The sequence below is a fragment of the Mesorhizobium sp. M4B.F.Ca.ET.203.01.1.1 genome (genome assembly GCF_004791025.1).
In the GTDB taxonomy this organism is placed as follows: Bacteria; Pseudomonadota; Alphaproteobacteria; order Rhizobiales; family Rhizobiaceae; genus Mesorhizobium; species Mesorhizobium abyssinicae.
In genome coordinates, this window is record NZ_SRUO01000014.1 from 61,757 (window position 1) to 86,105 (window position 24,349).

Below are 24,349 nucleotides of genomic sequence, written 5' to 3' on the forward strand. Positions count from 1 at the left end.
GGCGATTGACTTTCGCCCGGCTTTATTTTTGCGCGGAATGATTCTTCACGCCGATTCCAGCAGGCGTTATTGTTGTGATTCGCGGTCCGGGGGACGAGGGCCGGGATACGCAATCTGGGCGGTCTTGCATTCAGGCGGCGAAGAGGACCAAGACATGCCGGGGGAAAACCCGCCTCGCGCGGGACAGGCCGTTTCCGGCGGCCAAAGCGATTCGGTGAGATCGGGCTCCGCCGTCAGGGGCGGGCGTTTGCTGCGGCGTGCCGGTGTCCGCATGGCGGCGCTGCTTGCCGGCTCGGCGCTTTGCAGCCCGTTACTTGGCCTTGCGGCGCATGCCGAAGCCGGCGTCGCGCAATCGGCCGGACTATCGGTCAGCACGGTCGAGGTCATGCAGCTCGCCATGTTCGCCGGGGTCATGGGGGCCGCCCTTGTCTCGGCCATCTTCCTGATCCGCGAAAGAGCCCGCACGTCGGCGCAGAACGCCGAGCTCAGGACCCGCATCGCCGACGTCAACGCGGCGCTGCAGCGCTCCGAGGCGCTGCTCAATCTGCGCGACCAGCGCGTCGTGGTGTGGGCTTCCGAGAACAAGAAGCCGGAACTCATCGGCACATTGCCGCTGGAGAGCGGCGCGCCCGAGGACCGCGCCGCCTTCCTCGCCTTCGGCCGCTGGCTGATGCCAGTTTCGGCCGCCGCGCTCGAGCATGCCGTGGCGGCGTTGCGGGAAAAGGCAAGGACCTTCGATCTCGTCATCGAGACGCAGGCCGGGGTGCCGCTCGAGGTGCAGGGCCGCAAGAGCGCGGCGCATGTGCTGGTGCGCTTCGTCTCGCTGTCTGAAACGCTGCGCGGCCAGGCAAGGCTGAAGATCGAGAACCAGCGGCTCAGCGCCGACTACGACACCATGCTCGGCCTGCTCGACGCGCTGAAGATGCCGACCTGGCTGCGCGCCGCCGACGGGCGGCTGAAATGGGTCAACCGCGCCTATGCCGAGGCGGTCGAGGCGCCAAATGCCGAAGCCGCGGTGCGCGAGGCCAAGGAGTTCCTCGGCGGCCAGGCGCGCGAACAGATCGCCGAGCAGCACAAGGCGCGGCCGGTGTTCGAGCAGACGCTGTCGACGGTGATCGAAGGCGATCGCCGCATGTTCTCGGTGACCGATTTCGCCGGTGCCGACGGCTCGGCCGGGCTTGCCTGCGACACCAGCGCCACCGAAACCATCCGCGGCGAGTATGAGCGCACGGTGCGCAGCCACGCCGACACGCTCGACCAGCTCAACACCGCGGTCGCCATCTTCGACGCCAACGAGAAGCTGCGTTTCTTCAACCAGGCGTTCCAGAAACTGTGGAACCTCGACAGCGGCTTCCTGCACAGCGCACCGGACAATGCCCTGCTGCTCGACCGGCTGCGCAGCGAGGGCAAGATCGCCGAGCAGCCGGAGTGGCGGCGCTGGAAGGAAGGCCTGCTCGGCGCCTATCGCGCGGTCGAATCGCAGGAGCACTGGTGGCACTTGCCCGACGGCAAGACCATTCGCGTGGTGGCCAATCCGCAGCCCAAGGGCGGCGTGACCTGGGTGTTCGAGAACCTGACCGAGAAGATGGATCTCGAAAGCCGCTACCAGACGGCGGTGCGCGTCCAGGGCGAAACGCTGGACAATCTCGCCGAAGGTGTCGCGGTGTTCGGTCCGGACGGTCGGCTTCGGCTGTCGAACCCGGCATTCGTGGCGCTGTGGGGACTGGACCAGGACGTGGTCAAGCCCAATGTCCATGTCTCGGCGATCCGCGACCTCTGCGACCGGCGCGCCAAGGACAGCCCGTGGGGCGGCTTCGTCGCCGCCATCACCGGTTTCGACGACGAACGCCGCGACCGCCATGGCCAGAGCGAACTCGTCAACGGCACGGTGCTCAGCTACGCCGTCATCCATCTGCCCAACGGGCAAGTGATGATGACCTTCGTCGACGTCACCGACAGCGTCAATGTAGAGCGGGCGCTGAAGGACAAGAACGAGGCGCTGGAGCGGTCCGACCAGCTGAAGAACGAGTTCGTGCAGCACGTTTCCTACGAACTGCGCTCGCCGCTGACCAACATCATCGGCTTCACCGAGCTGTTGTCGCTGCCCGCGACAGGGCCGCTGACGCCGAAGCAGCGCGAATATGTCGAGCATGTCGGCTCGTCCTCCTCGGTGCTGCTCACCATCGTCAACGACATACTGGATCTCGCCACCGTCGATGCCGGCATCATGCAGCTCGACATCTCCGAGGTCAGCGTCGACCGGACGATCGCCGCCGCCGCCGAGCTGGTCGCCGACCGGCTGGAGGAGCACTCGATCACGCTCAAGGTCGACGCCGCGGCGGCGCCGAAGAGCTTCCATGGCGACGAGACCCGCATCCGCCAGATCCTCTACAATCTCCTGAGCAACGCCGCGAACTACGCGCCGGAAGCAAGCACGGTCACCCTCGCCTGCCGCCAGCTCGCCGAGGGCGTGGAATTCTCCGTCCATGACGACGGGCCCGGCATGCCGCCGGATGTGCTGGATTCGGTGTTCCGCCGCTTCGAGCCGCGGACCAATGGCGGGCGCCGGCGCGGCGCCGGCCTCGGCCTGTCGATCGTCAAGAGCTTTGTCGAATTGCATGGCGGCAGCGTCCGCATCGAGACCGGCAAGGACCAGGGCACCACCGTCATCTGCGCCTTCCCCGCCGCGCCTTCGGGCATTCGCGCCGCGGCCGAGTAGCGGGCCTCATGGCAGGGCTGGAGCGTTTTCTCGCCGACGAAGCCGCCACGGCAAGGCTGGGTGAAGACCTGGCGATGGCGCTGCGCCCGGGCGACGTGCTGGCGCTCAAGGGCGATCTCGGCGCCGGCAAGTCGACGCTGGCGCGGGCGCTGATCCGGGCGCTGGCCGACGATGCCGGCCTCGACGTGCCGAGCCCGACCTTCACGCTGGTGCAGAGCTACGAGACGCGCGTTCCCGTGCATCATTTCGATCTCTACCGCCTGTCTTCGGCGAGCGAGCTCGACGAACTCGGCTTCGACGACGCGCTGGAGCAAGGGGGGGCGGCCCTGGTCGAATGGCCGGAACGCGCCGAAGCCGCTTTGCCCGATGGCACGGTCTGGATCGAGCTCGTCCACCAGGGCGACGGCCGCCTGGCGAAGCTGTCGGGACAGGGCGCTGCCATCGATCGCGCGGCGCGCTCGCTGGCGATGCGTGATTTCCTGGCCACGGCCGGCTGGGGCGAAGCCGCCAGGCGCTTCTTCGTCGGCGACGCTTCCGCCCGCTCCTATGAGATCGTTTCGCTCGCCGGCATCGCGCCGCGCGTGCTGATGAACTCGCCGCGGCTGGTGCTCGGCCCGCCGGTGCGCGACGGCAAGCCCTATGCGGTCATCGCCCACACCGCGCAGTCCGTCACCGCCTTCGTCGCCATCGACAAGGCGCTGCACGCCGCCGGCGTCAGCGTGCCGGAGATCCATGCGCAGGACCTGGAGCAAGGCTTCCTGCTGCTCGAGCATCTCGGCGCGGAAGGGTTCCTGGGCCAGAACGGCGAGCCGATCGCCGAGCGCTATGCCGCGGCGGGCGAGCTGCTGGCGATGATGCACGGCAAGGCCTGGTCCGACAGGATGGAGGCCGCGCCCGGCATCTTCCACGACGTGCCGCCCTTCGATCGCGAGGCGATGCTGATCGAAACCGATCTCCTGGTCGACTGGTATGTGCCGATGCTGACCGGCAAGCCGGCGGGCAATGCGTTGCTGGCCGGCTACCATAACGAATGGAACAAGGTGCTCGACCGGCTCGAGGGCAGCCAATACACGCTGATGCTGCGCGATTTCCATTCGCCCAATATCATCTGGCGCGGCGACCGCACCGGTCACGACCGGCTCGGCGTCGTCGATGTCCAGGACGCGTTGATCGGCCCCGCCGCCTATGACGTCGCCTCGCTCGCCATGGACGCCCGCGTCACCATCTCGCCTGCGATCGAGAAGCGGACGCTCGATGCCTATGTCGCGGCGCGCCACGCCGCCGGCGCCTTCGACGAGGCGGCGTTCCGGGAGGCCTACGCGATCATGGCGGCGCAGCGCAATTCGAAGATCCTCGGCATTTTCGTGCGGCTCGAAAAGCGCGACGGCAAGCCCTTCTACCTCAAGCACCTGCCGCGCATCCGCGACTATCTCAGAAGAGCGCTGGCGCACCCGGCACTCTCCGGGCTACACGACTTCTACGCCGCCCATGGCCTGCTGGAAGAACGACCGCTGTGACCGCAACCCCCCGGACCGCAATGGTGCTCGCCGCCGGGCTTGGAAAGCGCATGCGGCCGATCACCGACACGATGCCGAAGCCGCTGGTGGAAATCGCCGGCAAGACGCTAATCGACTGGGGGCTGGACAGCCTGGCGAGCGCCGGTGTCGTTAGGGCGATCGTCAACGTTCATTATCTTCCGGACCAGATCATCGCCCATGTCGCCGGCCGCAAGGCGCCGAGGATCGTCATTTCCGACGAGCGCGAGATGCTGCTGGACTCGGCGGGCGGCATCGTCAGGGCGCTGCCCTCGCTGGGACAAGAGCCCTTCTACATCATCAACGCCGACACGTTCTGGATCGACAGCGGCCAGCCCAGTCTCCAGCGCCTTTCCCTTGCATGGGACGCTGCCAGAATGGATATTCTGCTGATGCTCACCGATCTCGATTCCGCCACCGGACATTGCGTCGGCACCGATTTCCTGGTGGCGCCGGACGGCGCCCTGCAGCGCTCGAAAGGCGATCCGGCCGGCCTGATCTATGCCGGGGCTGCGATTGTCCACCCGCGCATCTTCAAGGACGCGCCGACGGGCCCGCATTCGCTCAACGCCTATTTCGACACGGCGATCGGCGCCGGACGGCTGTTCGGAATGGCGATGCAGGGCCGCTGGATCACCGTCGGCACGCCCGACGCCATTCCGCTCGCCGAGGCGGCGGTCGCCGGCGCCCTCGCGAAAGCGATATGAGCGGCTCGCGCCGCGTTTTCTCGATCCCGCCCGGAGCGCCGTTTCTGCCGACGCTGGCTGAAGCCTTGCTGGCCGGCCGGCTTGTCCCCGGCTTCCGCTTCGAGGGCGACCCGCTGGCGCTCGCCGACGTCACCCTCTATGTGCCGACGCGGCGCGCGGCACGGGCATTGCGCGGCGCCTTCGTCGACATGCTGGGAGGTCGCTCGGCCATTCTGCCGACGGTGCGGCCGCTCGGCGAGTTCGACGAGGACGAGGCCGCCTTCGACACCGAGGCAACGCCGGCAATCGATCTGGCGCCGCCGATTGCGGCGCAGGAACGCTTGCTGTTGCTGGCGCCGCTGGTGCGGGCGTGGAAGGAGAGCCTGCCGGCGCATGTCGCGGCGCGCTTCAATGAGGAATTCGTGGTGCCGACCTCGGCGGCCGACGCCATCTGGCTGGCGCGCGACCTTGCCCGGCTGATGGACGAAATCGAGACCGAAGGTACGGATTGGGCGAAGCTCGCCGGGCTGGTCAGCGGCAACCTCGCCGGCTGGTGGCAGGTGACGCTCGATTTCCTCGGCATCGTCACCGACCACTGGCCAAGGCTGCTGGAGGAGCGCAGCCTCTCCAATCCGGCCGCGCACCGCAGCGCGCTGATCCGGCTGGAGGCGGCGCGGCTGAAGCGCAATCCGCCGGCCGGACCGGTGGTCGCCGCAGGCTCGACCGGCTCCATTCCGGCGACAGCCGAACTGCTCGGGGTGATCGCCGGCCTGCCTAACAGCGCGGTCGTGCTGCCCGGCCTCGACAAAGGGCTGGATGAGGCATCCTTCGCCGCGATTTCGGCGCCCGGCGCCCGGCCGGCGACGCTCGGCCACCCGCAATACGGCCTGGCAAAGCTGATCGGCGGCATCGGCGTGCTGCGCACCGATGTCGAGGAGATCGTCGCCGCTGACCGGGCGCTTTCGCTGCGCGCGGCGCTTGTCGGCGAAGCACTGCGACCGGCCGAAACCACCGAATTGTGGACCGCGACCCGCCCCGGTTTCGCAGGCGAGGCCATGGGCGAGGCTCTGGCCGGCGTGACGCTGGTGGAAGCCGCAAGCGAGCGCGACGAGGCAGTGGCGATCGCGATCGCGCTGAAGCGCGCCGTCGAGCAGCCGGCCCGGCGCGCAGCACTTGTCACCGGCGACCGCGCGCTGGCGCGGCGCGTCTCCGTCGAGCTCAAGCGCTTCGGCGTCGTCGCCGACGATTCCGGCGGCACACCGCTCGCCAACACGCCGGCGGCGAGCCTGCTGAGGCTGGCGCTGCAGGCCGCATTCCGGCCTGGCGATCCGGTCGGCCTGTTGTCGCTGCTGAAGCACCCGCTGCTTGGCCTCGGCCTCGACCGGGCGCGCGTGCGCCATGCGGCGGAGATCGTCGAGCTGGTGGCATTGCGCGGCGGCACCGGGCGGCCGGACGCGGCCTCGCTGGCGTTGCTTTTCGAGGCCCGCCTTTCGGCTCTCGGCGACAGCCGCCCGCCCTTCTGGCTCTCGCGGCTGTCGGCGCGCGGCATCGACGAGGCGCGGGACATGCTTGCCCGCCTGGCCGAGGCGCTTGCGCCGCTCACCGCCTTTCGCGGCGAACAGGATGCCGACCTCGCCGCCTTGACGCATGCAAGCGTTGTTGCGCTGGAGAACCTTGGCCGGGCAGCCGATGGCGGCCTGGCGCAACTCTATGCCGGCGACGCCGGCGAGAAGCTCGCCGAACTCATGCGCGGCCTTGTCGCCGCTTCGGTGCCGTTCGCCTTCGCGGCAGCCGATTGGCCGGACGTGATGGACGCGCTGATCGCGCCCGAAATGGTCAAGCCGGCGCAAGGCACCGACCGCAACATCGCCATCTGGGGCGCGCTGGAGGCGCGGCTGCAAAGCGTCGACACGCTCGTCATTGGCGGGCTCAACGAAGGCGTGTGGCCGCGCAAGCCGGAGAGCGGCCGCTTCATGTCGCGGCTGATGAAGACCGGCATCGATCTCGAGCCGCCGGAACGGCGCATCGGCCTTGCCGCGCACGACTTCCAGATGGCGATGGGCGCGAAAGAGGTGGTGCTGACGCGCTCGGCCCGCTCCGGCGACGCGCCGGCGGTGCCGTCGCGCTGGCTGCAACGCATGCTGACCTTCATCGGCAGGGAGCATGCGGCAGCGCCCTTGCGGCGCGGCGAGGCGCTGCTCGCCTGGGCGCGCGCGCTCGATGCCGGCGAGCGGCAGGATTTCGCGCCACGGCCGCAGCCGAGGCCGCCGCTCGGCGTGCGGCCGCAGCATTTCTCGGTCACCGAGATCGAGACGCTGCGCCGCGACCCCTATGCCATCTATGCCAGGCGGATCCTCGGCCTGATGCCGCTCGATCCCGTCATTCGCGATCCCGGAGCGGCCGAGCGCGGCACGCTGTTCCACGCCATCCTGCATCTGTTCTCAGCCAGGATCGCCGATCCGCGCCAGCCGGACGCGCTGGCAGGTCTTCTCGAAGCCGGCCGGGCCTGCTTTGCGGAAGCCGCGCTGCCGCCGGACATCGAGGCGGTGTGGTGGCCGCGCTTCGAAAAGCTCGCCGCCAACATCATCGAATGGGAGCATGGCCGCGCCGACGCCGTCGCCCAACGCTATGCCGAGGAACGAGCCGAGAAGACCGTGGTCGGCCGCACCGGCGTGACGCTGTCCGGCTATGCCGATCGCGTCGACCTGCTGGCCGGCGGCATGGCCGACATACTCGACTACAAGACCGGCTCCTCGCCATCGAGGGCGCAGGCGCACACGCTGCTTTCGCCACAGTTGGCGCTGGAAGGCGCGCTGCTCAGGCGCGGCGCCTTCAAGGCGCTCGGCACAGCTGAGCCCTCGCAGCTCGCCTTCGTGCGGCTGAAGCCCAATGGCGACGTGTTCGAGGAATCGATCCTCGAATACAACCGCAAGCCCAGGACCGCCAATGAGCTCGCCGAGGAGGCCTGGGCACGGCTGGAGAAGCTGCTCTTCCACTATGCCGACCCGACAACCGGCTATCTGTCGCGCGCGCTGCCGTTCCGCGAGGGCGAGGCCGATGGCGACTACGACCATCTCGCGCGCGTGCTCGAATGGTCGGCCGGCGGCGATAGCGAGGACGAGGCGGGGGAGGCATGAAGAAGGCCTACCCGATCCCCAGCGACACCGCTGCCAGCCAGGCGCGCGCTTCCGACCCGCTGAATTCGGCCTGGGTGTCGGCCAATGCCGGCTCGGGCAAGACGCATGTGCTGGCGCAGCGCGTCATTCGGCTGCTGCTCAACGGCACCGATCCGTCGAAAATCCTCTGCCTGACCTATACGCGCGCCGCCGCCGCCAACATGTCGAACCGGGTGTTTTCGACGCTGTCGGAATGGACCTCGCTCGGTGACGCCGAGCTCGCCACGCGGATCGCGACGCTGGATGGCCGCCGCGCCGACGCCGACACGATGCGCCGCGCGCGGCGGCTGTTCGCCGAAGCACTGGAGACGCCGGGCGGGCTGAAGATCCAGACGATCCACGCCTTCTGCGAATCGGTGCTGCACCAGTTCCCGCTGGAAGCCAACATTCCCGCGCATTTCGAGATGCTCGATCCGCAGATGGAAGCGTCGCTGTTCGCCGATGCCCGCCGCGACATGATCTCTGGCGCCGGCGCCGGCGCCGAAGGACTGGCCGAGGCCTTCGCCACGGTGCTGGAGCGCGGCGGCGAGGCCGGCCTCGACGCGCTGCTGGCCGAGATCGTGGCGAAGCGCGATGGGCTGCGCGCCTTCCTGTCGGGGCTGGGCGAGGACTTCCGGCCGCTGTTCGCCGAATTCCGCTTCAGGCCAGGCCTGACGGCCGAGGACATCGCCGCCTCGCTCTGGCCATTGCCCGGCTTCCTGCCAGACTATTTCGCCGGCTTCGCGCGCACCGCGGAAACGGCCGATGCTCGCATCGTGCTGAACAACATCCTGCCCTATGCCAGGCTGGCCTTCGCCGAAGCCGACCCGATCCGCAAGCTGCAGCTGCTCGGCAAGGCCTTCCTCAAAGCCGATGGCGACGCTTACGAGCCGGCAAAGACCTTCAAGAGGGCGCTGCTCGACCGGCTGCCCGACCTGCCGGAGCGCTATCTGGCCGCGGCCAAGGCGATCCTCGAGGTGTCGGACCGGCTGGCGCTGTTTCGGATGCTCGAAGGCACGGCGGCGGCGTTGACCGTCGCCCGCTGGCTGATCGCCCGCTATGAGCAGCTGAAGCGCGGCCGCGGCTTCCTCGACTTCAACGATCTGATCACCCGCACCGTCGCCCTTTTGTCGCGGCCCGATGCCGGCCCCTGGGTGCAGTTCAAGCTCGACCAGGGCATCGACCACATCCTGCTCGACGAGGCGCAGGACACCAGCCCCGACCAGTGGGAGGTGGTGAAGAAGCTGACGGAGGAGTTCTTCGCCGGCCTCGGCCAGCGCGAGACGGTGCGGCGCACGATGTTCGCCGTCGGCGACGAAAAGCAGTCCATCTATTCCTTCCAGGGCGCCGCACCCGATTCCTTTGCCGAGAGCAGGCTTTTGTTTGCCGGTCGCGTGCGCGACGCAGAAGCCTCTTTCGCCGATCTCAAGCTGACCTGGTCGTTCCGCTCCAGCGACGATGTGCTAGCCGCCGTCGACCGTGTCTTTGCCGATCCGGGCGTCAGGCGCGGCATCAGCCACGACCCCGATCCGCTCAGCCACAAGGCGATCCGCACCGACGCGCCGGGCTATGTCGAGGTGTGGCCGTCGATCGGCGCCGACGCGGTCGAGGAGCCTGACGACTGGACCTTGCCGGTCAACCATGCCAGCGCGCCGGCGGTGCGGGTGGCCGAGCATGTGGCTGCGACGATCCAGGCCTGGCTCCGGGACGGCGAGGTCCTCGAGGGCAAGGGCCGCAGGCTGACGGCCGGCGACATCCTTGTCCTGGTGCGCAAGCGCGACCGCTTCGTCCATGCTTTGTCGCGCAGCCTGAAGAACCGGCAGATCCCGGTCGCCGGCGCCGACCGGCTGAGCCTGCCCGGGCACATCGCGGTGAAGGACCTGATCGCGCTCGGCCATTTCCTCATCCAGCCGGAGGACGACCTGTCGCTGGCGGCCGTGCTGCGCAGCCCGATCTTCGACGTGTCCGAGGAGCGGCTCTTTTCGCTGGCTAACGGACGGCCGACGGGTCTTTCGCTAATCGCTTCGCTCCGCAAGCAGGGTGGCGAGGATGCCGTACTGGCCGGCATTGTCGCGCGGCTCGACGCCTGGACGGACGAGGCAGCCTTCAAGCCGGTGTTCGAATTCTACGCCGCGGCCCTTGCGCGCGACGGCCTGCGCAAGAAGATGATCGCGCGCCTCGGGCCGGAAGCCGGCGACATAATCGACGAATTCCTGAGCTTCTGCCTTGCTGAGGAGCGCACAGGCCTGCCGGGGCTGGAGGCGTTCCTGGCAACGCTGGAAAGCAGCGGGCCAGAGATCAAGCGCGAGATGGACCAGACCCGCGACGAGGTACGCGTCATGACCGTGCACGCAGCCAAGGGCCTGGAGGCGCCTGTCGTCTTCCTGGTCGATGGCGGTTCGGCGCCGTTCAGCGACCAGCATCTGCCGCGCCTGATGCCGTTCGAGGGTTCGGGCGAGCATCTTGGGGGCAAGGGCTATCTCTGGCGCTCGGCGAGCGACGTTGCCAATAGCTTTTCGAAAGCCGCGGCCGCGCATGCAAGGGAGCTTGCCGACGACGAATATCGCCGTCTGCTCTATGTCGGCATGACACGGGCCGAGGACCGGCTGGTCGTCTGCGGCTATCACGGCAAGCGCGCGCCGAGCACCGGCACCTGGCATGCGATCGTCAGCCGGGCGCTGATCGGCGCGCCGGAAAGCGGGGAGCGCCGGCACCCGGCGACGGACGAGGTCGCAGTGCACCGCTTCCATATGACCAAGCTGCCGCCGGTGGCGTTGGTGGCGGCCGGATCGGCAAGCCCGGTGCAGCATGTCGCGCCGCTGCCGGAAAACCTGTTCCGCCCGTTGCCGCCCTATGAGGAGCTGCCGCGGCCTCTGTCGCCCTCCGGCGCCTCAGCGCTGATCGACGAAGCCAAGCAGACGGTGACCGACACGCGCTCGCCGGTACTGGATGCCGAGGCAGAGCCCGGTTTCGCCGTCCTGCGCGGGCTGGCGCTGCACAAATTGCTGCAAATGCTACCTTCGATCGCTGAAGGCGAGCGTCAGGACGCCGCGGAACGCTATCTGGCGCGCGCCGGCGCCGGCTGGCCAGAAGCAGAGCGCGGCAAAGCGCTGGCAGCCGTGATGGCGATCCTCGCCGATCCCCGCTTCACCGCATTGTTCGCGCCCGCATCGCGCGCCGAAGTCGCGGTCATGGGCAGCCTCGAGGTGAAGGGAAAGCTGCGCTCGATCTCCGGCAAGATCGACCGGCTGGCGATCTCTGGGCACAGCGTGTCGATCGTCGACTACAAGACCAACCGGCCGGCGCCAGCGACGCTGGAGGAGGTGCCGCCTGCCTACGTGCTGCAGCTCGCGCTCTATCGGGCACTGCTTCAGCCGCTCTATCCCGGCCGCGCGGTCCGGGCCGTGCTGCTGTTCACCGAGGCACCAAGGCTGATCGAGCTGCCGGCGCGTGCTCTTGACGATGCCCTTGCCCGACTCACGGGAGCGTGACACAAGAACTGCTTGAATTAGGCCGCTGCCACCACCACATTTGGTGTAACCCGAGTTCTCGAAAGGATTTCCGCATGACCACCGTCAAGGTCGACAAGAGCAATTTCCAGGCCGATGTGCTCAACGCCAAGGAGCCGGTCGTGGTGGATTTCTGGGCCGAATGGTGCGGCCCCTGCAAGATGATCGCCCCGGCGCTGGAAGACATCGCCAAGGAGCTTGGCTCGAAGGTGAAGATCGCCAAGCTCAACATCGACGAGAATCCGGAGCTTGCCGCCCAGTTCGGCGTGCGCTCGATCCCGACGCTGATGATCTTCAAGGGCGGCGAAGTCGCCGACATGAAGGTCGGCGCGGCGCCGAAGACCGCGCTGTCGCACTGGATCAACGGCAGCCTCGCCTGAGCCAATCGAAAAGTTTCAAAGGACAAGCCCGGCCATCGCACCGGGCTTTTTCTTTGGCGCCATGTCTCGGCGCCTTCTGGCCCTCGTGTGCTATGCCTGCATGTCGTCTGCTTGGGACGGACAGGAGAACACCATGACCGGAACAGCCAAGGCCACCGTCTTCATCGACAACGAGCGCGTCATCGTCACCGAATACCGCTTCCAGCCCGGCGACAACACCGGCTGGCACCGCCATGGCCATGACTATGTCATCGTGCCGCTGATGGACGGCAAGGTGAAGCTGCTGACCAAGGACGGCGAATCCTTCGCCGAGATGAAGAAGGGGGCGCCCTATTTCCGCAAGGAGGGCGTCGAGCACGACGTCATCAGCGCCAATGACAGCGAATACGCCTTCATCGAGATCGAGCTGAAATAGCCCATAGACGGCGCGCGGAAGTCACCAGTCGGCGATGCGATCGCCGCCGGTAAATTGCGCGCTTTTGGCGGTGTATTCGAACAGCTCGATCTTCACGCCGTTCGGATCGCGGATCCAGGCCTGAAATGTATCGTCGCAGGCGAGCTTCTTCGATGTGACCTCGACGCCCTTCGACCTGATATGGGCGATCGCCGCGTCGATGTTTTCCACTTCCAGGCAGAAATGGTTGATCTGGTTGCGATCGCTGTATCTGGCCTCGTCCTTCTGGAACACCTCGACATGGCTGCGGCCGCCGCAATCGAGGTAAAAGCCGAAAACCGTGCCGTCACGCAGGAAATTGAACCTTGTGTCCATGCCGAGCACGTCGCGGTAGAAGCTGCGCGTCGCTTCCAGGTCATGCGCGAAGATGCAGACATGGGCGAGTTGCTTGACCTTGATCACGACGGGCTCCTTGCGGTCAGAACAGGTCGGAACCCTGCCCTCAGGTCGGCGGCGTGCCGTTTTCGGCCAGCACCGCGCCGGCCAGGTAAAGCGAGCCGCCGATCAGGATGCGCGGCGGCGGACCGTCCCAGGTGTCGCGCAGCAGCATCAGCGCGCTGGCGACGGAGCTGACGGGTTCTGCCGACAGGCCGGCTTCGGCGGCGCGCAGCGCCAGCTCGTCATTCGGCACGCCGGCGTCGCTGAGGCTCACCGGCACCGTATAGACATGCCGGGCGAGCCCCTTGAAGGCACGGAAATAGCCGCTCTGGTCCTTGGTGTTGATCATGCCGGAGATCAGGAACAGCGGCCGCGGGTGCTTCTCTTCCTGCTCGGCGAGCGCCTCGGCGATGACGATGCCGGCGCCCGGATTGTGACCGCCGTCGAGCCAGATGTCGGCGCCCTTCGGCGCCAATTCGGCCAACTTGCCTTGCGCCAGCTTCTGCATGCGGCCGGGCCAGGCGACGCTGGCCATAGCCTTTTCGGCGGCGCGATGGCTGATCTCGAAGCCGGCGGCCTTGATCGCGGCGATCGCCGCGGCCGCATTGGCGAACTGGTGGCGCCCCGGCAGGCGCGGCGGCGGCAGGTCCATCAGCCCGTCCTCGTCCTGGTAGACCATGCGGCCGTTTTCCTCGAAAGCGAGGAAATCCTGGCCATAGACGAAGGTCGGGCAGTCGAGCCGCTCGGCGGTCTCGATCAGCACCTGCAGCGCCGTCTCGCTTTCCTGCGCGCCGATGACAACCGGGCAGCCGGGCTTGATGATGCCGGCCTTTTCTGCGGCGATCAGTTCGACGCGGTCGCCGAGATAGGCCTCATGGTCCATCGACACCGGCATGATCACCGACACCGCCGGCCGGGCGATGACATTGGTGGCGTCGAAGCGGCCGCCAAGGCCGACCTCGATGATGGCCGCTTCGGCCGGATGCTCCGCGAACAAGAGGAAGGTGACGGCGGTGAGGATCTCGAAGACGGTGATCTTCTGACTGGCATTGGCGGCCGCGACGCGGGCGATGGCATCGGCGAAGACCTGATCGTCGACCAGCTTGCCGCCGCCCTCGGCGGCGAGGCGGTAGCGCTCGTGCCAGTTCACCAGATGCGGCGAGGTGTGCACATGGACGAGGTGACCGGCCGCTTCGAGCAGCGCGCGCGAGAAGGCGGCGCAGGAGCCCTTGCCGTTGGTGCCGGCGATGTGGATCGCCGGCGGGATCAGCTCCTGCGGATTGCCGAGACGTTCGAGCAGCCGCGTGATGCGGTCGAGCGAAAGGTCGAAGCCCTTCGGGTGAAGCGCCATCAGGCTTTCGATTTCGCGGTCGGCGGCAAGCGTTGTCATGGACGAATCCTAGCGCATGACCCCGAAACCGGAAATCGGTTTCGGAAAGGATCATGCGCAAATCAAAAAGCTACAACACCGGACGGTGCGCGCAATCGCGCCTCGCGGCGTTCAGTGTCGCGTCAGGCCTGCGGCCGCGCTTCCTGGTGGGCGAGCGCCGGCGGCAGGATCTCGGGCTCGAGCGGCTTTTCTTCCTGCGGCAGCTTGAGCAGCATCTTCAGAAGCCGCGCGATGGTCTGGCGCATCTCCAGCCTCGACACCACCATGTCGACCATACCGTGCTCCATCAGATATTCGGAGCGCTGGAAGCCGTCGGGCAGCTTTTCGCGGATGGTCTGCTCGATGACGCGCGGCCCGGCAAAGCCGATCAGCGCGCCGGGCTCGGCGATGTGGACGTCGCCCAGCATGGCATAGGAAGCGGTGACGCCCCCGGTGGTCGGATTGGTCAGCACGACGATATAGGGCAGGCCGGCTTCCTTCAGCCGGTCGACGCCGACCGTGGTGCGCGGCAACTGCATCAGCGAGAGTATGCCTTCCTGCATGCGGGCGCCGCCGGAAGCGGCAAACAGGATCAGCGGCCGCTTGCGCTGCAGGGCGACCTCGAACGCATGGACGATGGCGTCGCCGGCAGCCATGCCGAGCGAGCCGCCCATGAAGGCGAAATCCTGCACGGTGACCACCACAGGCAGTCCGTCGATGCTGCCCAGCGCATTGACGATCGCGTCCTCCAGGCCGGTCTTGGCCTTGGCGTCCTTCAGCCGGTCGGTGTAGCGCTTCTCGTCGCGGAACTTCAGCGGATCCTGCACGACCTTGGGATTTTCGAGCGTCTCGTATTTGCCGTCGTCGAAGAAATATTTCAGCCGCTCCTTGGCCGAGATCTTCATGTGATGGCCGGACGACGGGATGACGAACTGGTTGGATTCGAGATCCTTGTGGAACACCATCTCGCCGGTCTCGGGATCCTTGATCCAGAGATTCTCGGGCATGTCGGTGCGCCGACCGAGCATCGAATTGATCTTCGGGCGGACGTAGTTGGTGATCCAGTTCATCGCTTCGGCTCCCGTCCTGACTAGGAAGAGGTAGGAAAACTATTCGGCGGCAGCAAGGCGGGCGGAGCGGACACCCTGGGCAAGGCCGCTGACCAAAGTAGCCACCGCCTCGGCCGGATCGGCGGTCTTTTCGCCCTTCGGCCCCAGCACATTGGCGACAGCGTTGACGATCGCGGTGCCGACGACGACGCCGTCGGCCGAGGCGCCGATGGTGCGCGCCTGCTCGGCGGTCTTGACGCCGAAGCCGACGCAGACCGGCAGCGCGGTGTGGCCCTTGATGCGCTTGACGGCCGCCGCCACCTTGGCGGTGTCGGCCAATGCCGAGCCGGTGATGCCGGTCATCGAGACGTAGTAGACGAAGCCGGAGGTGTTCTCCAAAACCTTGGGCAGGCGCCTGTCGTCGGTGGTCGGCGTCGCCAGGCGGATGAAGTTGATGCCGGCCTTCAGCGCCGGAATGCAGAGCTCCTCGTCCATTTCCGGCGGCAGGTCGACGACGATCAGCCCGTCGATGCCGCTGGCCTTGGCATCGGCAAGGAAACGCTCGACGCCGTAGATGTAGATCGGGTTGTAGTAGCCCATCAGCACGATCGGCGTCTCGTTGTCGGCGGTGCGGAATTCCGACGCCATCTTCAGCGTCTTGACCAGCGTCTGGCCGCCTTTCAGCGCCCTGAGGCCCGCCGCCTGGATGGCCGGGCCGTCGGCCATCGGATCGGAAAACGGCATGCCGAGCTCGATGACGTCGCTGCCTGCGCCAGGCAGCGCCTTCATGATGGCGAGCGAGGTGTCGTAGTCGGGGTCGCCGCCCATGAAATAGGTGACGAGCGCCGGGCGGCCCTCGGCTTTCAGCTTGGCCATGCGGCGGTCGATGCGGGTCGTCATGATCAGATCTCCATGCCCAGCATGTTGGCCACCGTGTGCACGTCCTTGTCGCCGCGGCCGGACAGGTTGACGATGACGATCTGGTCCTTGTCCATGGCCGGCACGATCTTGACCGCATGCGCGATGGCATGGGCCGATTCAAGCGCCGGGATGATGCCTTCGACGCGCGTCGTCAGCTGGAAGGCCTCCAGCGCCTCGTCGTCGAGGATCGGCACATATTCGACGCGGCCAGAGTCGCGCAGCCAGGAATGCTCGGGGCCGACGCCCGGATAGTCGAGGCCGGCCGAGATCGAGTGGCCGTCGAGGATCTGGCCGTCGGCATCCTGCAGCAGATAGGTGCGGTTGCCGTGCAGCACGCCGGGCGCGCCGGCATTCATCGAGGCGCAATGCTCGACGCCATCGAGGCCGCGGCCGCCGGCTTCGATGCCGATGATGCGGACGTCCTTGTCGTCGAGGAAGGGGTGGAACAGGCCGATGGCGTTGGAGCCGCCGCCAACGGCGGCGATGATGGTGTCGGGCAGCCGGCCTTCCTGTTCGAGGATCTGCGCGCGGGCTTCGGCGCCGATGACCGACTGGAAGTCGCGCACCAGCTCCGGATAGGGATGCGGGCCGGCGGCGGTGCCGATCAGGTAATAGGTGTCCTCGACATTGGTCACCCAGTCACGCAGCGCTTCGTTCATGGCGTCCTTCAGCGTGCCGTGGCCGGCGGTAACAGGCCGCACCTCGGCGCCGAGCAGCTTCATGCGAAAGACGTTGGGGCTTTGCCGGGCGACGTCGGTGGCGCCCATGTAGACGACGCAGGGATAGCCGAAGCGGGCCGCGACAGTGGCCGAAGCGACGCCATGCTGGCCGGCGCCGGTCTCGGCGATGATGCGCTTCTTGCCCATGCGCTTGGCGAGCAGGATCTGGCCCAGGCAGTTGTTGATCTTGTGCGAGCCGGTGTGGTTCAAATCCTCGCGCTTGAAATAGACCTTGGCGCCGCCGAGATGCCTCGTCAGGCCTTCGGCGAAATAGAGCTTTGAGGGCCGCCCGGCGTAGTGGGTCGACAGGTTCTGCAGCTCGGCCTTGAACTCCGGATCGTTCTTGGCCTCGTTCCAGTGCCGTTCGAGGTCGAGGATCAGCGGCATCAGCGTCTCGGCGACGAAGCGGCCGCCGAAAATGCCGAACATGCCCTGCTCGTCGGGCCCGGTGCGGAAGGAATTGGGCATAGCCGGCTTGTTCATCGCCGATCTCCTGGTTCAAGAATTGCTCAGGCGGCGCGGTCGTCGCGCGCGGCCCTGACGGCCCGGAAAAACTGCTCGATCAGCGCCGGATCCTTGACGCCCGGGGCGCTTTCCACGCCCGACGAAATGTCGATGCCGGGCGGATTGGCTGATCTCAGGGCGTCGCCGATGTTGACGGCGTTGAGCCCACCGGAAAGCATGTAATCGACGCCGGCGTCAAGGCCGGCAAGGATATGCCAGTCGAAGGCGACGCCATTGCCGCCCGGCAACTCGGAACCTTTCGGCGGCATGGCATCGAAGAGGAAGCGGTCGGCGATGCCGACGAACGGCTTTATCCGCTCCAGATCGGCCGTCTCACTGATCGACAGTGCCTTCATCACCGGCAGGCCATAGCGCGCTTTCACCTCGGCCACCCGCCCGGGCGTTTCGGAACCGTGCAACTGCAACATGTCAGGCTGCATCCTGGCGACGATCTCATCCAGGAAGGTGTCGCTGGCATCGACTGTGACGGCAACCGCCAACGCCTTGCCGCGCGCCGCCTCGCGCAACCAGCCGGCGCCGGCGGGCTCGATATAGCGCGGGCTCTTGGCGAAAAAGATGAAGCCGACATGGCTGGCGCCGCCGGCCAGCGCCGCGGCCATTGCCGCGTCGGTCTTCAACCCGCAGATCTTGATGTCGAGCGCCATGGCGCGGGGATTGGCACGAAAAGCCGCAAGAGTCGAGAAAAAGCATGCTGTTGCCGCCACGGCGGAAAGCACTACCTTTCAAACAGGGGACATTGGCGGGAGCAGACAATCATGACCGACCGAACCGTTGCCGAACTCAGGCAAAAGATCGCGCAGGCGCGCGACGTGATCGCGCATCTGATGGACAAGGCCGCCTTCAACGGGGCCGAGGCGCACCGGGCGCTGGACTATTTCGGCGGTGACGCTTTCGACCGGAATTTCCTGCCGTGGCCGCAACATGGCGCCGAGGGGTTGCGACCGGAGGAACTGAACGCGGCGAATGATGACTGAGCGGCCGGCCCAAGGCCGCCGGACGCGTCAATCGAACACGATCGCCTGCAGGGCGCCGCCGTTGCGCTTCAGCCAGTCCTTACAGCGGTCGGTGTCGGGGCAGAGCTTTTCGCACAGTTTCCAGAATTTCGGGCCGTGGTTCATCTCTTTCAGATGCGCCACCTCATGCGCGACGAGGTAGTTTATCACCGGCGCCGGCGCCATCATGATGCGCCAGGAGAAGGACAGATTGCCTTCCGAGGTGCACGAGCCCCAGCGGCTGGAGGTGTCCTTGAAGCGGATCGCCTTGGCGCGCTTGCCGAGCGCTTCGGTGTGTTTGGCCACCAACTTCTCGATCTCGCGCTTGGCCTCGCGCTTCAGATAGTCGGCGATGCGGCGCGGCAGATGCACGCGCTCGCCATGCACGATCAGCAGCGGGCCACGCTCGTCGCGCGAGATGGTGACGGTGCCGCGCTTAGACGGATCATGGACGATGCGATGCGCCACGCCGCGCACCGGAATCTTGATGCCCGGCCGCACCTGCGGCCGTGTCGGCACCTTGGCCAGCCGCTGCTCCAGCCAATCCTGGTGACGGTCCAGGAATTTCTCCACCTCGCCGCGGCGCAGGCCCGGCGGCACGGTGATGCGCAGGCCCTGGCCGCCGGAATCGATGCGCAGCGTCAGCCGCCGCGCCCTGTGGCTTTCGACGATCTTGAGCGGCAGGGTGCGGCCGGCAACGCTGTGCTCGCGCTCGACGACTGGCGCCGGCTTGGGTTTGGTCAGGCTGCGGAAAAAGCCGATGGTCATGGCCGGACGATACGCGATTCGAGGAAAACGACCAGTGGAGTGAACTTAAAAAGAGAACAAAAACGAAACGGCGCCGCTTGCGCGACGCCGTTCGTCATAGCGAGGCCGGTCGCGCAACCTCAGTCGTCAAGCAGGTTCGAGCCCTTGCGCTTGGGGGTCGACGGGCTTGCCGGCTTGGTCGTCCCGGTCGTGGTTGGCGCGGTCGACTTGTTGCGGTTGGCCATGAAACGATCGAACTCGTCCTGGTCCTTGGCGCGGCGCAGCTCGCGGGCATAGTCGTCGAACTCGGTCAGCATCTCGTCGAGCTTGCGGCGTTCCTCGGCCAGGCGGTCGAGCTCCTTTTCGCGCCAGTCGTCGAAAGCGACGTTGCCGGTGCGGGCCGAGCCGTGACCCCAGCGCGCGGCCTTGTCGGAACCGCGGCGGCAGCCGGCGAAGATGCCGTCGGTGGCGCGGTTCACGTCACGCTTGAAGCCGTCGAGCCGGTCGCCCCAGATGATGTAGGCGAGCATGGCGAAGCCGAGCGGCCAGAACACCATGAAGCCGATCACCATCAGCGCGATGGTCGCCGGCGTCCAAGCCGGACGGATCAATGCAGTTGTGTTCATTTTCTCCCAGTCCTTCCGTTGGGCACAGCCAATCCTGGCTGCGTGGAATCGAGATGGGATGGGCAAAACGGCGATTCAAGACGACCGCATCCAAAACCGGACAAAGGGCTGAAATGATTGTCTCATTTTGAGTTCTTCGAGGAAAAGCACGACCATTCCGGCAACCAGGCCCCAGAATGCCGCGCCGACGCCGAACAGCGTCAACCCCGAGGCGGTGACGGCGAAGGTGACGATGGCGGCCATGCGGTGGCCTTCGTCCTTGAGCGCGATCGACAGCGCGTTGGTCAGCGGCGCCATCAGCGCAAGACCCGCCACGAGCACGATGAGGGCCTGCGGCAGCACGGCGAAGATCGCCACCAGCGAGGCGCCGAACATGGCGAAGACGAGGTAGGCGAGCGTGTAGAACGGGCCTGTCTTCCAGCGCTCGGCCGGATCGGGATGGACATCCGGCCCGGTGCAGATCGCCGCTGAAATCGCCGCCAGATTGGTGGTCGGCCCGCCGAACGGCGCCGACAGCAGCGAGAAGAAGCCGGTGACGCCGATCAACGGACCGGGCTCGGGGTGGTAGCCGGCGGCCTTCAGCACGGCGAGGCCGGACAGGTTCTGCGAGGCCATGGTGACAAGGTAGAGCGGCAGCGCAAGCCCGATGACGGCGCCGGCCGTGAACTGCGGCGCAATCAGCGTCAGCGTCGACAGTTCCGGCGCCGGCAGGCCGCCGACACGGCCGGTGAGGAAGGCGGCCAGGCCACCGCCGATCAGCACCGCCAGCACCGATAGCGCCGGATTGAACAGACGGATGACGAAGAAGGCCGCGATCAGCGGCAGGATCAGCCAGGGATCGGAAGGGATGGTCTTGAAGGCATTGGTGGCGAAGCCGACGAGGATGCCGGCCAGCATGCCGGAAGCGACGGAGGGTGGAATCCGGGCGATGAATTGGGTCAGCGGCTTGAACAGGCCGGTGGCGATCAAAAGCACCGCGGTGACGATGAAGGCGCCGACCGCCTCGTTCACCGAAAAGCCGCTCGATGCCGCGAGCAGCGCCAAGCCGGGCGTCGACCAGGCGGTGATGACAGGCATTTTCGTGCGCCAGGACAGCCACAGGCACTCGACCGCCATCGCCAGGCAGATCGCCGTCACCCCGCTCGCCGTCTCGACCTGCGTCGCGCCGACCGCCTTGGCGGCGGCGATGACGACGGCGAGCGTGCCGCCGAAGCCGACGATCGCGGCGACGAAGGCGGATATCGGAACGGAGATGCGCATGCTCACATGCCCCGCTGCACCATATCGCCCACCGCCCGCAGCAGCAGGTCGAGATCCTGCGGCCGCGACAGGCGGTGGTCGCCGTCGGGAATGAGCGAAAGCGTCACGTCGTCAGCCGGCAGCAAGGCGGCAAGCTTGAGCGCGTGGCTGGACGGCACGTCCGCATCGGCGAGGCCCTGCAGGATGTGGACCGGGCAGTGGGTGTCGATCGGCCCGCCCATCACCAGGTTCTTGCGGCCGTCCTCGATGAGCGCGCGCGTGTAGATATAGGGCTCGGCCGAATAGTCCGATGGCTCGGCGAAGAAGCCTTTTTCGAGCAAATCCTGCTTCTGCGCCTCGGTCAGCGCCGGCTCGACCAGCTCGGCGGTGAAATCCGGCGCCGGCGCCAGGAGCACCAGGCCAGTGACACTGGCGTCGCCCGCCTTGCGCAGTTCCTGCACCATGCGCAGCGCGATCCAGGCGCCCATCGAGGACCCGACCAGGATCTGTTTGCCTTGGGTGAAACGGCGAAAGACGGCGAGGCTCTCGGCCAGCCATTTCGAGATGGTGCCGTCGGCGAAGGCGCCGCCGGACTCGCCATGGCCGGAATAGTCGTGGCGCAGGAAGGCTCTGGGCTCCTTTGCCGCCCATCCGGCCAGCGTCTCGGCCTTGGTGCCCAGCATGTCGGACTTGTAGCCGCCGAGCCAGACGACGCCAGGCGCGGCCCCTTGCGACGGCCTGACGGCCGCGCCTTGCGACTGCCTGACGGCGATGCTGGTTCCCCCGACATCCAGAAACATGGGAGCGGTTGCGGTCATGGCTGGCGTCTGGTCCTGTTCCTTGTGCCGGTCTTTTGGCACGGCGGAGCGTTCGACGAAAAGTGCTCTGCAACTTTCTTTGCTTGGTGCAGACGCGGGATCAGGTGATTTCTTGCGAAGGCTGTGCTATTGACTTGCGCCGCGCGCTCACCACATTGGCGCGTCCCGACCATCCGAACCCTACGAACCCCGAACGAAACGGCCAAGGAGACCACGACCATTCGCAGACCTTTCAAAGCAGCGGCGCCCACCAAGGATGGGCCGCGCTCCAACCGCGACATCCGGGTGCCCCGGGTCCAGCTCATCGACGCAGAAGGCCACAATCGTGGCGATGTTTCCATCAACGACGCATTGCTGCTGGCCGAAGAGGCCGGGCTCGATCTCGTCGAGATCTCGCCCAACGCACAGCCGCCCGTCGTCAAGATCCTCGATCTCGGCAAGCTGAAATACGCCAACCAGAAGAAGGCGGCCGAAGCGCGCAAGAACCAGAAGGTCATCGAGATCAAGGAGATCAAGATGCGCCCGAACATCGACAGCCATGACTACGAGACCAAGATGAAGGCGGTGCGCCGCTTCTTCGAGGACGGCGACAAGGTCAAGCTGACGCTGCGCTTCCGAGGCCGCGAAATGGCGCATATGGAGCTCGGCATGCAGCTCCTGAACAAGGTTCGCGAGGAAGTGGCGCCGATCGCCAAGGTCGAAGCCGAACCGAAGCTCGAAGGCCGCCAGATGATGATGGTGCTGGCGCCCCGCTGACTGGCGGGCGCCCGACCACCCAGGCGTTGGCGTCGATCACGGCTTCGAGAAGCCGAATTGACCACTTCCCCTGGCGGCGTGCTCTAAAATCCGCCTGAATTGCGGAGCACGGCGTCCCGACGATCGGCGGGGCGCCTGTTTTCAATCCGATCGCCGGCAAACCTCGACGATCGGATTGCATCATGGTCGATGACGTCAAATACCCCGACACCAACCCCGTGAAATACGGGCTGGGCAACTACCAGCAGATTCGCAGGATGGTGCTGGCGGTGCTGATCGCGGTGCTGTTCGCCGCGCTGCTGTTCGGCCAGTCGACCTTTCCGCCCGACACGTGGCTGCATGAGTCGATCGAGATGTTCGGTGTGCTGCTGATCTTCCTCGGCATCGTCGGACGGCTGTGGGCGACGCTCTACATCGGCGGGCGCAAATCCTCCGAAGTGGTCACCGGCGGCCCCTATTCGATCACCCGCAACCCGCTCTATGTCTTCTCGACGGTCGCCGCCGCCGGTGTCGGCGCGCAGATCGGCTCGTTCACCGGGATCATCCTGTTAGCGGCCCTGTGCGCCGGGGCGTTCCACATCGTCATCCTGCGCGAGGAGAAATTCCTCAAGGAGGCGCTCGGCGCCCCTTATCGAGCCTATCTGGCGAAAGTGCCGCGCTTCTTCCCCGACCTCTCGCTCTACGACGAAGGCGACACCGGCAGCTTCAAGCCGCGCCTGCTTCTGAACACGCTGCTCGACGGGCTGGTCTTCCTGGTCGCGCTGCCGGCCTTCGAGCTGATCGACGGCGCGCAGCTGTCGGGCGTGCTGCCCGTGCTCTTCAGGCTCCCCTGATCGCGGGCAGAGCGTCGCATGGCTTGAGGTGTTGCGCGCCGGCCGTGTTTGATCTATAGGACCGCCGTTCCGCGTATCGGCCCGAAATCGTCTTTCGGAAAGATACGCAGGAACAAAAACGAAAACCGCCCGGCAGGGCATGCCGTGGCGGTTTCATTTGCTTTTCGGGCTTTGGTCGGCCCGAAGCGAACAAGAAGCGCGATGGTGCGCCCACAATACGGAGTAGCAAAATGCCCAAGATGAAGACCAAATCGGCCGCCAAGAAGCGGTTCAAGATTACTGCCACCGGCAAGGTGCTGTCGGCTGCCGCCGGCAAGCGCCACGGCATGATCAAGCGTTCCAACAAGTTCATTCGCGATGCCCGCGGCACGATGGTTCTGGCTGAACCGGACGGCAAGAAGGTCATCAAGAATTTTCTGCCGAACGGCCTCTGAGCATTCGGCCTGGACACGCAACTGGTTTGACGCAATTCCCAACGGAAAACCGCTAAACACTTTTCCTGGAATTGCTTTTAAGGAGATCATGACATGGCACGCGTAAAGAGAGGCGTCACCGCTCACGCCAAGCACAAGAAGGTCCTGAAAGCCGCCAAGGGTTTCTACGGCCGCCGCAAGAACACCATCCGCATCGCCAAGCAGGCGGTGGAGAAGTCGCTGCAGTACGCCTATCGCGACCGCAAGAACCGCAAGCGCTCGTTCCGCGCGCTGTGGATCCAGCGCATCAACGCCGCGACCCACGAGCACGGCCTGACCTATGGCCGCTTCATTGACGGCCTCAACAAGGCCGGTATCGAGATCGATCGCAAGGTCCTGTCCGACATGGCCATCCACGAGCCGCAGGCTTTCGCCGCGCTGGTGGCCAAGGCCAAGGTCGCGCTCGAATACCTGAAGAACACCACGCCGAACGCTTTTGAAAGCGCTGTCGCCTAAGCCAGCGCTT

At 66.5% G+C, this 24,349-nt stretch carries 22 protein-coding genes; 12 read left to right on the plus strand and 10 right to left on the minus strand.

The window, feature by feature from the left end; all coding sequences use genetic code 11:
- The first annotated feature begins 154 nt into the window (after nucleotides 1-154).
- The 7 genes from EN846_RS25015 (at nucleotide 155) to EN846_RS25045 (ending at nucleotide 12,399) form a co-directional block, all read left to right on the plus strand.
- Nucleotides 155-2,719 (plus strand): PAS domain-containing sensor histidine kinase, encoded by a 2,565-nt coding sequence (locus EN846_RS25015; RefSeq protein WP_135913962.1) that lies wholly within the window; start codon nucleotides 155-157, stop codon nucleotides 2,717-2,719.
- Nucleotides 2,720-2,727: 8 nt separating this feature from the next.
- A complete protein-coding gene (gene tsaE, locus EN846_RS25020) occupies nucleotides 2,728-4,236 on the plus strand; it encodes a tRNA (adenosine(37)-N6)-threonylcarbamoyltransferase complex ATPase subunit type 1 TsaE (protein ID WP_127392973.1) in 1,509 nt (502 codons plus the stop codon).
- On the plus strand, nucleotides 4,233-4,961 hold the full coding sequence (locus EN846_RS25025; protein ID WP_127392974.1) for a nucleotidyltransferase family protein: 729 nt from the start codon (nucleotides 4,233-4,235) through the stop codon (nucleotides 4,959-4,961). Before tsaE ends, EN846_RS25025 begins: the two co-directional genes overlap by 4 nt.
- A complete protein-coding gene (gene addB, locus EN846_RS25030) occupies nucleotides 4,958-8,077 on the plus strand; it encodes a double-strand break repair protein AddB (RefSeq protein ID WP_127392975.1) in 3,120 nt (1,039 codons plus the stop codon). The genes EN846_RS25025 and addB overlap by 4 nt, the downstream gene beginning before the upstream one ends.
- Nucleotides 8,074-11,586, plus strand: coding sequence for a double-strand break repair helicase AddA (gene addA / locus EN846_RS25035; protein ID WP_135859391.1), 3,513 nt, complete (start codon nucleotides 8,074-8,076; stop codon nucleotides 11,584-11,586). Before addB ends, addA begins: the two co-directional genes overlap by 4 nt.
- A 74-nt stretch (nucleotides 11,587-11,660) precedes the next feature.
- Entirely contained in the window at nucleotides 11,661-11,984 is a 324-nt protein-coding gene (gene trxA / locus EN846_RS25040) for a thioredoxin (protein ID WP_126057124.1), read from the plus strand.
- Nucleotides 11,985-12,117: 133 nt separating this feature from the next.
- The gene (locus tag EN846_RS25045) at nucleotides 12,118-12,399 is read left to right on the plus strand and encodes a cupin domain-containing protein (RefSeq protein ID WP_127283612.1); all 282 of its coding nucleotides are present in this window, start codon (nucleotides 12,118-12,120) and stop codon (nucleotides 12,397-12,399) included.
- A 21-nt stretch (nucleotides 12,400-12,420) separates the two neighbouring features.
- Here EN846_RS25045 and EN846_RS25050 read toward each other — a convergent pair whose 3' ends face one another.
- The 6 genes from EN846_RS25050 to EN846_RS25075 form a co-directional block, all read right to left on the minus strand.
- Nucleotides 12,421-12,840, minus strand: coding sequence for a VOC family protein (locus EN846_RS25050; protein ID WP_127392111.1), 420 nt, complete (start codon nucleotides 12,838-12,840; stop codon nucleotides 12,421-12,423).
- A 40-nt stretch (nucleotides 12,841-12,880) separates the two neighbouring features.
- Complete coding sequence (locus EN846_RS25055) at nucleotides 12,881-14,206, minus strand: folylpolyglutamate synthase/dihydrofolate synthase family protein (RefSeq protein ID WP_127392112.1); 1,326 nt, start codon at nucleotides 14,204-14,206, stop codon at nucleotides 12,881-12,883.
- Nucleotides 14,207-14,328: 122 nt separating this feature from the next.
- Nucleotides 14,329-15,255: an acetyl-CoA carboxylase, carboxyltransferase subunit beta gene (accD, locus tag EN846_RS25060; protein ID WP_127283609.1), complete on the minus strand. Its 927-nt coding sequence runs from the start codon at nucleotides 15,253-15,255 to the stop codon at nucleotides 14,329-14,331.
- Between the two features lie 39 nt (nucleotides 15,256-15,294).
- The gene (gene trpA / locus EN846_RS25065; RefSeq protein WP_127283608.1) at nucleotides 15,295-16,134 is read right to left on the minus strand and encodes a tryptophan synthase subunit alpha; all 840 of its coding nucleotides are present in this window, start codon (nucleotides 16,132-16,134) and stop codon (nucleotides 15,295-15,297) included.
- 2 nt (nucleotides 16,135-16,136) lie between these two features.
- Entirely contained in the window at nucleotides 16,137-17,357 is a 1,221-nt protein-coding gene (trpB, locus tag EN846_RS25070) for a tryptophan synthase subunit beta (protein ID WP_127392113.1), read from the minus strand.
- A 26-nt stretch (nucleotides 17,358-17,383) separates the two neighbouring features.
- Entirely contained in the window at nucleotides 17,384-18,043 is a 660-nt protein-coding gene (locus EN846_RS25075; protein ID WP_127392114.1) for a phosphoribosylanthranilate isomerase, read from the minus strand.
- Between the two features lie 111 nt (nucleotides 18,044-18,154).
- On the opposite strand from EN846_RS25075, the gene EN846_RS25080 reads away from it, so the two are divergent.
- Entirely contained in the window at nucleotides 18,155-18,373 is a 219-nt protein-coding gene (locus EN846_RS25080; protein ID WP_127283604.1) for a hypothetical protein, read from the plus strand.
- A 27-nt stretch (nucleotides 18,374-18,400) separates the two neighbouring features.
- Here EN846_RS25080 and EN846_RS25085 read toward each other — a convergent pair whose 3' ends face one another.
- The 4 genes from EN846_RS25085 to EN846_RS25100 form a co-directional block, all read right to left on the minus strand.
- Entirely contained in the window at nucleotides 18,401-19,159 is a 759-nt protein-coding gene (locus tag EN846_RS25085) for a M48 family metallopeptidase (RefSeq protein WP_127283603.1), read from the minus strand.
- Between the two features lie 119 nt (nucleotides 19,160-19,278).
- Nucleotides 19,279-19,764 carry a DUF2852 domain-containing protein gene (locus tag EN846_RS25090; protein WP_127311391.1) on the minus strand — a complete coding sequence of 162 codons (486 nt, stop codon included), beginning with the start codon at nucleotides 19,762-19,764 and terminating at the stop codon, nucleotides 19,279-19,281.
- Nucleotides 19,765-19,839: 75 nt separating this feature from the next.
- A complete protein-coding gene (locus EN846_RS25095) occupies nucleotides 19,840-21,024 on the minus strand; it encodes a benzoate/H(+) symporter BenE family transporter (protein ID WP_127392115.1) in 1,185 nt (394 codons plus the stop codon).
- A gap of 2 nt (nucleotides 21,025-21,026) precedes the next feature.
- Nucleotides 21,027-21,821, minus strand: a complete 795-nt coding sequence (locus EN846_RS25100; RefSeq protein ID WP_127283600.1) for an alpha/beta hydrolase — start codon at nucleotides 21,819-21,821, stop codon at nucleotides 21,027-21,029.
- A gap of 219 nt (nucleotides 21,822-22,040) precedes the next feature.
- Between EN846_RS25100 and infC the strand changes: the two genes are divergently transcribed.
- From infC to rplT, 4 genes are all read left to right on the plus strand, one after another.
- Nucleotides 22,041-22,577 (plus strand): translation initiation factor IF-3, encoded by a 537-nt coding sequence (gene infC / locus EN846_RS25105; protein ID WP_059187883.1) that lies wholly within the window; start codon nucleotides 22,041-22,043, stop codon nucleotides 22,575-22,577.
- Nucleotides 22,578-22,759: 182 nt separating this feature from the next.
- On the plus strand, nucleotides 22,760-23,410 hold the full coding sequence (locus EN846_RS25110) for an isoprenylcysteine carboxylmethyltransferase family protein (protein ID WP_127392116.1): 651 nt from the start codon (nucleotides 22,760-22,762) through the stop codon (nucleotides 23,408-23,410).
- A 230-nt stretch (nucleotides 23,411-23,640) separates the two neighbouring features.
- The gene (gene rpmI, locus EN846_RS25115) at nucleotides 23,641-23,844 is read left to right on the plus strand and encodes a 50S ribosomal protein L35 (RefSeq protein WP_027166935.1); all 204 of its coding nucleotides are present in this window, start codon (nucleotides 23,641-23,643) and stop codon (nucleotides 23,842-23,844) included.
- A gap of 93 nt (nucleotides 23,845-23,937) precedes the next feature.
- A complete protein-coding gene (rplT, locus tag EN846_RS25120; RefSeq protein WP_042637600.1) occupies nucleotides 23,938-24,339 on the plus strand; it encodes a 50S ribosomal protein L20 in 402 nt (133 codons plus the stop codon).
- The last annotated feature ends 10 nt before the right edge of the window (nucleotides 24,340-24,349 follow it).